General features: G+C 66.9%; 8 protein-coding genes and 1 riboswitch. Of the genes, 2 read left to right on the top strand and 6 right to left on the bottom strand.

The annotated features are described in order from the left end of the window. The first annotated feature begins 302 nt into the window (after nucleotides 1-302). Nucleotides 303-389, top strand: a riboswitch (ZMP/ZTP riboswitch). A gap of 21 nt (nucleotides 390-410) precedes the next feature. Continuing rightward, nucleotides 411-1,277 (top strand): tetrahydrofolate dehydrogenase/cyclohydrolase catalytic domain-containing protein, encoded by an 867-nt coding sequence (locus ACFZDE_RS14310; protein WP_391200053.1) that lies wholly within the window; start codon nucleotides 411-413, stop codon nucleotides 1,275-1,277. 104 nt (nucleotides 1,278-1,381) lie between these two features. On the opposite strand, the gene ACFZDE_RS14305 is transcribed toward ACFZDE_RS14310, so the two are convergent. From ACFZDE_RS14305 to ACFZDE_RS14280, 6 genes are all read right to left on the bottom strand, one after another. After that, nucleotides 1,382-2,284 (bottom strand): ABC transporter permease subunit, encoded by a 903-nt coding sequence (locus tag ACFZDE_RS14305; RefSeq protein WP_391200052.1) that lies wholly within the window; start codon nucleotides 2,282-2,284, stop codon nucleotides 1,382-1,384. A gap of 1 nt (nucleotide 2,285) precedes the next feature. After that, nucleotides 2,286-3,197 carry an ABC transporter permease subunit gene (locus ACFZDE_RS14300; protein WP_390995240.1) on the bottom strand — a complete coding sequence of 304 codons (912 nt, stop codon included), beginning with the start codon at nucleotides 3,195-3,197 and terminating at the stop codon, nucleotides 2,286-2,288. Between the two features lie 31 nt (nucleotides 3,198-3,228). Then, the gene (locus ACFZDE_RS14295; RefSeq protein WP_391200051.1) at nucleotides 3,229-5,304 is read right to left on the bottom strand and encodes a beta-galactosidase; all 2,076 of its coding nucleotides are present in this window, start codon (nucleotides 5,302-5,304) and stop codon (nucleotides 3,229-3,231) included. Between the two features lie 71 nt (nucleotides 5,305-5,375). Then, nucleotides 5,376-6,689 (bottom strand): extracellular solute-binding protein, encoded by a 1,314-nt coding sequence (locus ACFZDE_RS14290; RefSeq protein WP_391200050.1) that lies wholly within the window; start codon nucleotides 6,687-6,689, stop codon nucleotides 5,376-5,378. Nucleotides 6,690-7,232: 543 nt separating this feature from the next. Beyond that, nucleotides 7,233-8,261, bottom strand: a complete 1,029-nt coding sequence (locus tag ACFZDE_RS14285) for a substrate-binding domain-containing protein (protein WP_391200049.1) — start codon at nucleotides 8,259-8,261, stop codon at nucleotides 7,233-7,235. A 268-nt stretch (nucleotides 8,262-8,529) separates the two neighbouring features. Then, on the bottom strand, nucleotides 8,530-10,347 hold the full coding sequence (locus tag ACFZDE_RS14280) for an RICIN domain-containing protein (protein ID WP_391200048.1): 1,818 nt from the start codon (nucleotides 10,345-10,347) through the stop codon (nucleotides 8,530-8,532). A 468-nt stretch (nucleotides 10,348-10,815) separates the two neighbouring features. On the opposite strand from ACFZDE_RS14280, the gene ACFZDE_RS14275 reads away from it, so the two are divergent. Continuing rightward, complete coding sequence (locus ACFZDE_RS14275) at nucleotides 10,816-12,816, top strand: DUF4978 domain-containing protein (RefSeq protein WP_391200047.1); 2,001 nt, start codon at nucleotides 10,816-10,818, stop codon at nucleotides 12,814-12,816. Nucleotides 12,817-12,850 lie beyond the last annotated feature (34 nt).

Below are 12,850 nucleotides of genomic sequence, written 5' to 3'. Positions count from 1 at the left end.
GTGATTGTGTACGTCGACGGGCCTACGTGAGAGCGGAATGGGCCGACGGGGAGGTAGGGGGGAGAACGAGCGCGAGAACATCTCCTCCCGATAGCCCCATCTCCACCGCGGGCCGGGGCAGGCTGTCGTTGTCGGCCACTGCCGCACGCAGAGTAGATGCGTGCTGCCGACCGACACCACCCTTCTCACGGGCTTCGTCTCGGCCTGGTCGTGACCTGCTGTCAGGTGTTGATGATGCGGTCGGAGGAGCGTCGGGCAGTGCTCCGGGCCGGGGCTCAGTGGAAGGGCGTCCATTAGAGTGGTGCGTGGGCCGTGACTGGCGCTGAGGTGGAGCACCACCGGGGAGCGGTCTGACGAATCGGTCGATGCCGTGCGCCTGGGCGAGTGGTCAGCGACGCCTGGAGGCGACCATGTCCCAGACACAGACAGCCCGGCTGATGGACGGCGTTGGCCTTGCCCGACGCATCGTTGAGGACGCGTCAGGCAAGGCGGCAGAGCTTGCGCGACGTGTCGGCGTGACGCCTTGCCTGGCAACGGTGCTGGTGGGTGAAGATCCAGCTTCGGTGACGTACGTCCGGATGAAGCGGGCCCGTTGCGCGAAGGCGGGCATTGAGTCCCGGCTTGTCAGCCTGCCGGCCACCACCACGACCGCTGAGCTGGTGGAGACCCTTCAGTCCCTCTCTCAGGACGCCGGGGTGCACGGCATCTTGCTCCAGCACCCCTGTGGTCCTCACATCGATGAGCGTGCGGCATTCGAGGCCATCGCGCCGGAGAAGGACGTCGACGGGGTCACGATGAGCTCCTTCGGGGCCATGAGCTTCGGACTGCCTGGTTTCGCATCGTGCACCCCGGGCGGGATCATGCGGCTCTTGGACGAGTACGACGTCGATCTCGCAGGTCAGCATGCCGTTGTCGTGGGTCGAAGCGCGATCCTCGGCAAGCCTGTCGGAATGCTCTTGCTCGCCCGGGACGCCACAGTCACCTACTGCCACTCCCGTACGACCGATCTGGCCGCGAGGGTGCGGGAAGCGGATGTTGTCGTGGCGGCCGTGGGACGGCCTCGGCTTGTTCGCGGTGAAGACGTCAAACCAGGGGCCGTCGTGATCGACGCCGGATACAACCCGGGCAATGTCGGCGATGTCGACTTCGACACCGCCTGCACTCGTGCCCGCTTGATCACGCCAGTCCCCGGTGGGGTCGGCCCCATGACCATCGCGGTACTGCTGGCGCAGACGGTCGATGCGGCGTACGCCCAGCTCGGGCCGGCCGGCCGGTGAGCGCGGACGCCTCCGGTCCTGCCGTCGACGACGAACAGCCGGCCCGCTGATCCTGTGGAGGTAGTCAGAAGGCGGTCAGTCGCCCCCGGGGCTCGCGGATGCGGCTACTTCATTCCCGTGGTCGCGATTCCCTTGACGAGGTAACGCTGGCCGACGAGGAAGACGACGAAGACCGGGATGAGCGTGATGACGGACATCGCGAACAGTGATCCCCAGGAGGCTCCGCTGGTGGCGTCGACGTAGTTGCGCAGGGCGACGGGCGCCGTCTGCAGTTCCGGTTTGGTCAGGTAGATCAACTGGCTCAGGAAGTCGTTCCACGTCCAGATGAAGGTGAAGATCGCGGTGGTGGCCAGGGCCGGCAACGAGATCGGCAGGAGGATGCGGAAGTAGATGCGCCAGTACCCTGCTCCGTCGATCTTGGCCGCCTCGTCCAGCTCGGTGGGCAGACTCCGGAAGAACTGGACCATCAGGAAGATGAAGAAGGCGTCCGTGGCCAGGAACTTGGGGACGATCAGCGGGAGGAAGGTGTTGACCCACTCGATCTTCGAGAACATCACGTACTGCGGAATGATCAGGACGTAGATCGGCACCATCAGGGTCAGCAGCATCATGCCGAAGAAGAAGGCCCGCCCGCGGAACTTCAGCCGTGCGAAGGCGTAGGCCGCCATGGAGCAGCTGACCAGGTTGCCCAGCAGTGCCCCCAGGACGACGATCGCCGAGTTCACCAGGTACAGACCGAACGGGTGCGACAGCGCGTTCCAGCCGTCGGAGTAGTGCCCGAAGTCGGTCTGCGTGGGCAGCAGGGAAGGCTCACGGAAGATCAGGGCGTCGGGTTTGATCGAGCTGGCGATCATCCACAGCAGCGGGTAGATCATCACGAGCCCGAAGGCGATCAGCACGACGTGCTTGAGGAACGCCCGTGCGCGGGCCGTCCGCCTGCGGCGTTGCGCGGCGGGGAGAGGAGCGTGAGCAGGCGAAGGCATGACCTCGGCCTTGAGAGGTGTCATCTCACTTACCGTCACCGTAGAACACCCATCTCTTGCTGAAGTAGAAGTTGATCGCGGTCAGGGCACCGACGATCACCACGAGCAGCCATGCCATGGCCGAGGCGTAGCCCATGTGGAGTCGGCCGAAGCCCTCGTCGTACAGGTACAGCGAGTAGAAGAGGGTCGAGTCCGAGGGGCCTCCCGTCCCGCCGCTGACGACGAACGCCTGGGTGAAGGACTGGAAGGAGCTGATGACCTGCAGAACGAGGTTGAAGAAGATGATCGGGGTCAGCAGTGGCACGGTGACGTGCCGGAACTGGTTCCAGCGGCCGGCGCCGTCGAGGGCGGCGGCCTCGTAGTACTGCTCGGGGATCTGCCGCAGGCCGGCCAGGAAGATCACCATGGAGGAGCCGAAGGTCCACACGTGCAGGACGACGAGGCTGTACAGCGCGGTGTCCGGGTTGGAGATCCAGCCGGGGCCGTGGACGCCGAACAGTGCGAGGAACTTGTTCACCAGGCCGTCGGTGCCGAAGACCTGACGCCACAGGATGCCCACCGCGACCGAGGCGCCCAGGAGCGAGGGCAGGTAATAGACCGACCGGTAGAACGCCAGCCCCTTGATGCCCCGGTTGAGGACCATCGCCAGGGCGAGGGCGACCGCCAGCAGCAACGGCACGCTGAGGGCGACGTAGACGAGCGTCACGGTCAGGGACTGGCGCAACCGGGGGTCGTCCAGCATCTTGCTGTAGTTCTCGAAGCCCACCCACTGGGGGGAGCTCAGCAGGTTGTAGTCCGTCATCGAGAAGTACAGCGAAGCGATCATCGGGCCGAGCGTGACGCCGGCCATGCCGACGAACCACGGCAGAAGGAAGACCCATGCGGTCCGTTCTTCTTTTCTGGCCGCCTGGCTGAGGGGTCTGCGGAGCACAGTCATCGTCCTCGGGTTCTTGGCTGGGGTGCGGGCTTCAGGAGTCGCTCGACGACGGCTCGTCGTGCTGCGACGTGGCCGACGGACTGCGCACGACAACGACGTCCGCCGCGTCGAGGACGAGGCTCTGCCCGGCGTCCAGACGGCGTCCGGTGATCAGGTCGGTGCCGGCGCGGTCGAGCGTCACGGTCGCCTTGTCCTGCCGGTGGTTCAGCAGGAACAGGTAGGTGCTCGCGCCGGTCCGTCGCTCGGTGACTTCGACGCCCCTCGGTGCGGCGTGCACGGGGTGCACCCCGGCACGGTCCAGGACGTGCTGCACCAGGGCCTCAAGGGCGTCGTCGTCCAGACGTGTGCCGACGTACACGGCACGGCCCCGGCCGAGTTCGTGCTCGGTCACCGCGGCTCGGCCGGTGAGATGGCCCTTGCGGTAGACGGCGAGCGGCCGGGCGGTCTCCGTTTCGAGGTCGTCCTGCCACCCGGAAGCGGTCGCGAGGAATCCGTTGAGCGCGGTGTTCTCGGCTGCCGCCTGCACGGCAACCGTGGCCTCGGCGGGCAGCGGGGAGAACTCCTGGACGTGCGCTCCGATGATCTCGCGCAGGGCGCCGGGGTATCCGCCTTCGACGATCCGGTCGTCCTCGTCGACGATCCCGGAGAAGTACGAGACGACGAGATGGCCGCCCTGCTCCACGAACGTCCGCACCGCAGCGCTGTGGTGACGATCCATCAGGTACTGGTTGGGAATGACCAGGACGCGGTAGGGCGACAGGTCGTCGTCGAGGGTGACGACGTCGACGGCGACCTGGCTGTGCCACAGGGCCCGGTGGTGGCGGGCCACGGTGTCCCGGTAGTCGAAGGTGTTGTCGGGGTGGGCGCAGCCTTCGACGGCCCACCAGTTCTGCCAGTCCCACACGATCGCGACCTGCGCGGCGGTGCGTGCGGTGGTGACCTCGTCGAGGGTGCGAAGTTCGTTGCCGAGCGCTTTGACCTCCTGCCACGTGCGGGTCTTCTCACCGCCGTGCGGGAGCATCGCCGAGTGGAACTTCTCCTGTCCTTGGCGGGAGGCCCGCCACTGGAAGAACATAACGGCGTCGGAGCCGTGCGCGACGGCCTGGTAGGAGCCCAGGCGCATCCGGCCGGGCTGTTTGACCTGGTTGGTCTTCCACTGGCTCACCGCGCCGGCGGCCTGTTCCATCAGCATCCAGGGCCGGCCGCCACCGAGTGAGCGCATGAGGTCGTACTGGAAGGCGGCGACGGTCATCGACAGGGGCTTTCCCGGGTCGGGGTAGCAGTCGAAGGCGATGACGTCGAGTTCCTTCGCCCAGCGGTGGCTGTCGGTCAGCCGGCAGCCGAAGAAGTTGGTGGTCGCCGGCACGTCGGGGGTGATCGCGTGCAGCAGGTCGCGCTCCTGTGTGACGAGTTCCAGCAGGAGATCGGAGGTGAAGCGGGAGAAGTCCAGCTCACGGGAGGGGTTGACCGAGCCGCGCACGGGCTGTGGCAGATGTACCTGGGACCAGTCGCTGTAGCGCTGGCTCCAGAACGCCGTGCCCCAGCGGTGGTTGAGCTCGTCCAGTGTGTCGTACCGCTGCCGCAGCCACGCGCGGAAGCGGTCGTCGCACAGGTCGCAGAAGCAGTCCGAGTGGTACTCGTTGCCGATGTGCCACATCGCCAGACCAGGGTGCTCGCCGTACCGCTCGGCCAGCCTGGTGGCGATGCGCCGACTGCGGTCCCGGTAGACCGGAGAGGAGGGACAGAAGTGCCCCCGGCTCCCGATGCCGTGCCGCACGCCCTGCCGGTCGACCGACAGGATCTCGGGGAAGTCCGTGGCGAGCCACGGCGGCGGCGCGGCGTTCGGCGTCGCCAGGTTGACATGGATTCCGTTCGCCCACAGCAGGTCCAGGATCTCGTCGAGCCAGGAGAAGTCGAACCGGCCGTCGGCCGGCTCCAGCATGGCCCAGGAGAAGACACCCAGGCTCACGAGCCGCACTCCTGCCTCTCGCATGAGCCGGACGTCCTCCTGCCACACCTCTCTCGGCCACTGCTCCGGGTTGTAGTCCCCGCCGTAGACGACTCCCGGCAGTCGACGGCGAAAGGTGTTCATGCGCTGATCGTTCATGCGCGGAGCGTTCCTGCGCGGATCGGACACGGCGGGGATTCCTTCCGGAAGCGTTCCTACGAGGGGGCTGCTCAGAGCTGGGACTTGATCTCGGAGATGAACTTCCTGGCAGCTTCCTTGGGCGACAGACGGTTGAACAGCACGTCCTCGTTGAGACGCTGGAACGTCTCGGGGACAGCGGGTCCGGCCTTGGCGTTGGGGATGTGCAGCGGGGTCGGCTTCAGGGCGTTGACCCGGCCTATGTAGTCCGCGATGCGCTTCTCCGTGGGGGACAGCTCGGGTGTGATCGCCTTGAGCACGTCGGGGTTGTCGGGTACGCCGCGGTCGAACTTCTGGATCTTGGCCGCCTCGGGAGAGTTGACCAGGAAGTCGAGCAGCTCCGCGGCCTCCTTCGGGTGGTCGGTCTTGGCGGAGGCGGCGAAGAAGATGCCGGGCTTGGCGTAGGCGCCGACCTGAGAAGCCCCGTTCTCCCCGGGGAAGAGGAGCAGCTTGGTCTCGCGTCCGCTGGCGCCTTCGAGCGCACCGAGCTGAGTCACGGAGACGTCTGTCATGGCCGCCTTGTGCTGAGCGACCAGATTCTGCTCGACACCGGCCCCTGACGCGAGCGCCTCGACCGCCGCGTCCGCGCTGGTCGTGCCGCCGCTGTCACGCAGCTTGACGACCCATTCCCAGTAGCCGGTCATGGTTTCCTCGGTGAAACCGATCTTGCTGCCGTCCTTGGTCCAGTAGTCCTCGCCGTGCTGCCGCAGCCACGGTCCCAGGTCGTTGGGGTAGAGCGGCATCACCGTGCCGACCAGGCCCTTCGTCCTGGAGATGGCCTTGGAGATCTTCACGTAGTCGTCCCACGACCACGTGGTGTCGTCCGGCATCGGCACACCGGCCTTCTTGAACGCCGCCGGGTCCGCGGCGATGCCGAACGCGCTCTCGCCGGCCGGGACACCGTAGAGGCCCCCCTTGATGGTCGTCATCGACATCGAGTTGGGGGGCAGCTTGTCGGTGTGCAGCTCGTCCTTGACCTTCTTCAGGTCCATCAGCTGCCCGTTGTCGATGTAGGAGTACATGAACGGGTCGGTCATCTGCATGACGTCGGGCATGTCACCGGCGGCCGCACTGGTCGACAGCTTCTTGAAGTAGTCGTCGAAGTTGGAGTACTCGACCTGGACCAGGATGTTCGGGTGCTCCTTCTCGAACAGCGCGATCATCTGCTTGGTCATCACGTGCCGGGAGTCCGATCCCCACCAGTTGAACCGGATGACGGTCCTGCCGCCGTCGCTTCCGGAGGAGTCACCGGCGCAGCCCGCGGTCAGGACGAGGGCGAAGACCGAACAGGTCAGCCCGACCGCACGGAGTCGAGAGCGTCTGCTCGGACGGGACGAGTGGTTCATGTTGGGGCTCCTCTGCTGCCGTTGCTGGGCGGTGCGCCCAGAAGGGGGAAACGTCTTCTCAGGAGGCCGGCGCAGGACGCCGGCCGAATCGCCGCGGGGCTGCCGACTCACGCTGCGGCCGCTTTGCGGTCCGCGAAAGTTACTTGCGATGCGGTTGTCGGCAGCCGGCCCGGCTCGTCGGAGTCCAGGTGGACCGCAGGGCTCTGAACGGGGTTTTTGTGAACGAACGCCGAAGCCTAGGTCGGTGTGCCGAGCTGATCCGCGGGTTGACCGCGAGCATCGCGCCGAGTTGCGCTGTGTGCGTCAGCAATAGTGAACGTTCACGCGGTGAGCGTAGTAACCCACCACATCCCGGTCAAGACTTCTTCACGTAACACTTGGGTACTTTGCAGGACTTCGCCGGTACCGGAACGGGAGTGGAACGGACCGCGCGGGAACATGCCGGGTCGGCGCGTTCCGCCCGGTGCGGACGGCACGGTCGGGCAGGACCAGAGGTCCACCCGAACTCCCCTTGCACGACGGCCGGTTGGTGGGGCCGACGGGCTACGGGGTGTGGTTCGTTCTGGCCGGTCCGGACGACTCGCGCAGCACGAGGCGGCAGTCGAGGTCCAGACGCAGCTCGGGCTCGGTCTCCTCGCGGATGCGGGCGAGCAGGGCCCGCATGGCCCGTCGGCCCATGGCCTCGCGGTCGAGATCCACGGTGGAGATGGACGGGTTGAAGTACTCGGTGAACTCCTGGTTGTCCCAGCCGAAGACGCTGACGTCCTCCGGGACCCGCCACCCGCGGTCCTGGAAGCCACGGATGACGCCCATGGCGACGTCGTCGTTGGCGGCGAGAACCGCGGTGACACCGGAGTCCGCCGACAGTCCCCGGGCCGCGTCGTATCCGGACCGCACGGACCAGTCGCCGTCGATGACGGCGTAGTTCTCCAGGCCCCGCTCGGCGACCGTCCGCAGATAGACCTCGCGTCGTTTGCGCGCCGACATCCAGTCCGTACTGCCGGCGACATGGACGAAACGCCGATGGCCCAGCGAGACGAGGTGATCGATGATCATGGCAGCCGGCTCGCCGTCAGCCGTGATCCCGTGGGACCTCATCTGGTCGTCGTACTCGCCTATGACGACGGTCGGGGTATGGCTCAACCCCAGCTTCTCCAGGTCGCCGATGGGAGTGAAGGTCAGCACTCCGTCCGCCTGACCGGAGTCGAGGAGAGCACGGACCCGGTCGCCCCTGACCCGTTCGTCGCCTTCGAGGCCCACGATGTCCAGCAGGTAGCCGGCCGCCTGTGCCTCCGCGGACGCCCCCCGCAGGATCTGCGAGGGCACGAACGTCGTCATGGCCGGCAGGACCACGGTGACGCGGTTCGACATGCGTGTGCGCATCGACCGGGCCACCAGGTTGGGCCGGTAGTCGAGGTCGGCCACGGCTTGCTCGATGCGGGCCACCGTCTGCGGCTTCATGCCTCCGTTGCCCCGCAGGAAGCGTGAGACGGTCTGATGCGAAACCCCCGCGTGCGCCGCTACGTCGAGGATGGTGGGACGCTTCCTGGTCGGCGGCTTCGGCTGTTTCACGTCCCGCTCCGCTCGCTCCGGTCCCGTGTCCGCGCCCACCGTGCCGCCCCCCGCCGCATCTCCACGTCCCACACGCCCGTCGGTACTCTACTTCCGAGTACGCCAGGGCGGGCCGGGCCCTGTCCGCTCGCCGTTTCGCCGGAGCCGAGCGCATCGGCCGGTCGAGCCCGGCTCCCCCGCGCATCGCCCGGCCCGACCGGCCGCTTGGTCCCTGCCCGGACCGTGCGGCCGGCCGCCGAGTCCGCCGTCACCGGGCGGCACGTGTTCCTCATGTCAGACCTGACAGCGCCCAGTGCTGGTTCTTGTGCTGTTCGTCGTTCCAGCACGTGTACTGCAGCAGCCGGGCCCCGTCCGCCGTGAAGGCCCGGTCCACGTCGAGGCACTTGCCGGAGTGACGGGCGATGATCTCGACGTAGCCGGTACCGGTGTCGCTCAGCCGCCACTGCTGACTGGTGCGGCCGTCGCAGGTCTGCTGGACGGCCGGGGCGGTGTTCGCCGTGGAGGAGCCGGCCACGTCGAGGCACAGTCCCGAGTGCCGGGAGAGGATCTGGTAGTAGCCGCCACCGGCTTCGTGCAGCTGCCACTGCTGGTCGTCGCCGCTCGCGCAGCCGTCCTGCTCGATCGCCGTCCCCGCCGCGGTCGAGGAGCCGACCGCCTGGGCACACTTGCCCGAGTGCCGCGCTTTGAGCGTCGTCGTGTCGGCAAGCCGGGACAGTTCCGACGACAGCACGGGGACATAGAAATCGGTGATCCCGGCGATGTTCGGATGCGTGCCGCTGCCGCCGCTGCCCGGGTAGCCGCCCACGAGTCCGTCGAAGGTGTACGCCACCCGCTGGGCGTCGACGCGCGTGTCGAGCGTCGTGTCCCCGAAGACGTCGGCCACCGTGACGCCCCACTTCTGGGCCGCCTGCAACTGCACTTGGCGCAGGGCGAGCTGGGTGTCCCAGTCACGCGAGCCCATCTGGTGGGCGGCCACGTAGACCAGCTGGGCCGTCGGCCACTTCTGCCGCATCGTGGAGATGGTGGTCTCGAGCGCCCCGGCGTAGGTGCCCGGGTCGAGAGTGGCGGGGTCCTGGGAGCCGCTGACCGTGCCGACCTCGTAGGTGTGCGCGTCGTGGATCTCCATGGCGTCGTTCGTGCCGCCGTCGAAGACGACGAAGTCGGGAGCCTGGGAGCTCGCCGACTGCACCTGGGCGAGGATCTGTCCACCGCTGGCAGTGGGCGCCGGGCCTATGGTCGCGCCGTTGCGGGCGTACTTCGTCAGCGTCATGCCCTCGCGTTCGGCGACGAAGTTCACGAAGCTGCGGGAGTACTGATGCCCGTAGACGATGCTGTCACCGAAGGCGTAGACGGACGAGCCGGCGAGGGAGCCGTAGGCGGGGTTCTCGGGGCGGGTCAGGCGGAAGTTGTCGATCGACTGCACACCGGTGCCGTAGTAGTTGCAGGCGACGAGCTTCGCCAGGTTCTGCCCCGTGATGCTCTTCGTGGTGGAGACCAGCACCTTCGGCGCGGCCTCCTTGCTGGTGACCGTGTACTGGACCTTGCCGAGGGTGAAGTCCAGGTGCAGATCGACCGTGTACGACTTGGTCCGGTCGAAGCTGATCTTGGTCCAGGTGGGATTGAGCGAGTCCGGGGCGGAGGTGGAGTCCGAGTCCGGGCCGGTCGCGGCGTGACGGAACTCCGCGCCGGTCGCGGCCATGCCGAAGACCAGGTGTCCGGCGCTGTCGCGCAGCTCCAGACCGGTCTTCATACCGGTGCTCGCGATGGCCGTCTTCCAGTCGAACCGCAGGTCGAGCGTCTTCTCCTGGGTGATCGACGACGCGAAGGGCCGCACGGACGTCGTGTAGTTGCCCATGCCCTTCGTGATCTCCAGTACGCCGTTGCCGACGGCGGCCCCGACCGGGAAACCGAAGTTCACGGGGTTCGTCTGGGCTTCGAACGTCTCGTCGATCAACGTCGCGCCCGGGGTTTCGGCGGCCGAGGCGGCCGGAACCGCGAGGAAGGTGCCGAGGAGCAGGAGGCCGGCGGCGAGGGAGCCGGCCCATCTTCGGGGCCGGCGGCCCGTTCTGCGCATGACCGTGTACACGTGATCTCCCTTGATCTCTGGTGATACCGACCGGTGCCCGGCGGGGAGGAAGAGAGCCCGGCCGTGACTCGGCCCGAGGGCACACAGAAAAGCCACGAAGTACCGGGAGCGATGAGGTGTCCGATAACAGCAGGGGCAACGTAGTGATCGTTCACCCGAGCGGTCAAGACATCTGCGGGTGATCGTTCACTTCGTGGGGGCTCCCTCGGTGCGACCGGAGCCGACCTGCTGTGGGCCGCGGCGAAACTCTCCCTGTCCCCACCATTGACACGCAAGCGTTACAGCCAGTCTTATGTGCGCCATCGCTGGTTTGGTCACCATCTGATCGCCAGGGCCCCGCCATCGCCTGTCGGCTCGATCGCGCCGCGCCCGGCACCCCCGCCTCGAAGGATCCTGACGGGCGCCGTCGCACCCGCATCGTGATCGTTCACTATCCGGCAGCAGCCCACCTGACACGGAGGTAGCGCAATGAAGTCGAAGAACGGCCCGTGGTCACGCCGCAGATTCCTCGCCACGAGCGGGGCGGCAGCCCTGGGAGGCATGGCGCTGAACCTCGTCGGCGGCCTCCCGAGGGCCGTCGCGGCCGGCGGCGTGGTCTCCTACGTCGACACATCGAGGTCCACGTACGACAAGATCGCCCTGATGGTGGACGGGAAGCCCTTCTACCACAGTGGCGTCCAGTTCCGGTACGAGAAGCACAAGTACACGTACGGCTGGACGGACGCCCAGCTGAAGCCGGTGCTCGGGATGATCCGGGACGACGGTTTCACCGTGGTGAACATCCCGCTCTGGTGGTCGCAGATCGAGACCTCGAAGGACGTCTTCGACTGGACCGACCTCGACAAGTACCTGGCATGGTGCGGGGAGTACGGCCTGAAGCTGGAACTGCTGTGGTTCAGCCATGAATCGACCGGCCAGTCCATCGCGGCCAGAATTCCGGCCTACGTGATGAACGACTACCAGGTCGTGGTGAAGTCCGACGGCACCCCACTCGCCCTGAACGGCAACCCCCTCCTGGACAAGACCGACCCGAACATGCTCGCCAGGGAGAAGTTCGTGCTGGGCCGCCTCATGAGCCGCCTCGCCGCCGTCGACACCGCGCACACCGTCGTCGGCATCCAGGTGCTGAACGAACCGAACGTGTCGAAGCAGCAGGGCGGCCAGTCCATCGCCCGGAGCTTCAGCACCTACAGCACCGACCTGTTCAACAGCGGCGGTTACACCGACACGACGAAGTTCCGCAAGGACGTGCTGCTGAACTACCTGACCCAGCTGGGACAGGTGATCAAGCAGTCGGACTACTCGGTGTACACCCGGACCAACCTCGCCGGCAGCGCGGACACGGTGCCGGTCGCCGAGAACGAGGCCCTCAGGAGCCAGGGAACGGCGACCATCGACTTCTTCGGAAAGGACCCCTACACCAAGGGTTTCGACACCCTCTACAACTACGGGCAGGACGCCACCTGGGCCCAGGGGAAGAACTTCCCCATGGTCATGGAGAACTTCGGAGGTTCCTCGACGGTGGACGTCGAGAAGTTCAACGCCATCGCCGGCAATGCCGCCCACAATCTGTACGCCGCGCTGGACCCGGACTCCAGCACCGGCATCAGCGACCACGGCCTGTACAACTGGAGGCCCGACACCAAGGTCGTCACCCGCAAGACCCCCTCCCTCAAGGTCGCCCGGCTCAACCGCGCGCTGAAGAAGATCCACCGGGACCTCGCCAGCAGGACTCCGGTGGAGCGCGGGGGAACCACCCTGCAGACCTTCAACCGGAACGCGACCGCGAGCGTCACGACCACCAAGCCCCTGGGCGGCGTCAACATCACGTACACGACCTCCGTCGGTGCGCAGGCATTCGGCGTCCGGCGCGGTCCGGCCGAGTTCGCCTTCGCCACCACGACGGAGGCCACGTTCACGCTGCCGGGAACCATCGGGGTCGTACGGTCCGTCGAGGTGGGCCACTACGACGCTGACGACACCTGGGTGAAGTCCGGCACGAAGGCGTACAGCACCGTGTCCGGGAACACCGAGATCACCCTGGCGACCGAGGAGTGCGTACGGGTCTCGTACCTCGTCAGCGGCGCAAAGTACAAGCTGAGGAACATGTCCTCGGGCAAGTACCTCGACACCGACGCGGACGGTGCGGTCATCCTCTCGTCCGGGACCGTGTACGACGACCAGGACTGGATCGTCGCCAAGGACTCGTCAGGGTCCTGGACCATCAGGAACGTGCGAACGGGACGCTTCTATCTGGAAGCCGTCGCCACCGACAACAACGTCATATGGAACACCGGCACTGTCGCGGACGCCTCGCTCTGGAACCTTGAGGGTGTCGCGGCAGGTGGGCTCCGCGTCCGGAACACCCACACGGGTAGGGCCTACCTGTACGGGACCTCCGCGAGTGAGGCGAAGTGGAACACGGGCACGCAGGACGCGAACACGGTCTGGGAGTTCCAGCCCAGGTAGCCGCGCCCGCCGTCCCTTCCCCCGCGAGGCCGGA

This window comes from Streptomyces sp. NPDC007929, assembly GCF_042959065.1.
Taxonomy (GTDB): domain Bacteria; phylum Actinomycetota; class Actinomycetes; order Streptomycetales; family Streptomycetaceae; genus Streptomyces.
Note: the sequence above shows the minus strand (reverse complement) of the source record. Positions and strands in the feature narration are given on the sequence as shown.

Bases quoted from the DNA above. Each gene is read 5' to 3' on its own strand.
- ACFZDE_RS14305 (WP_391200052.1), bottom strand. From the start codon at position 2,284: ATGACACCTCTCAAGGCCGAGGTCATGCCTTCGCCTGCTCACGCTCCT.
- ACFZDE_RS14310 (WP_391200053.1), top strand. From the start codon at position 411: ATGTCCCAGACACAGACAGCCCGGCTGATGGACGGCGTTGGCCTTGCC.
- ACFZDE_RS14290 (WP_391200050.1), bottom strand. From the start codon at position 6,689: ATGAACCACTCGTCCCGTCCGAGCAGACGCTCTCGACTCCGTGCGGTC.
- ACFZDE_RS14300 (WP_390995240.1), bottom strand. From the start codon at position 3,197: ATGACTGTGCTCCGCAGACCCCTCAGCCAGGCGGCCAGAAAAGAAGAA.
- ACFZDE_RS14275 (WP_391200047.1), top strand. From the start codon at position 10,816: ATGAAGTCGAAGAACGGCCCGTGGTCACGCCGCAGATTCCTCGCCACG.
- ACFZDE_RS14295 (WP_391200051.1), bottom strand. From the start codon at position 5,304: ATGAACGATCAGCGCATGAACACCTTTCGCCGTCGACTGCCGGGAGTC.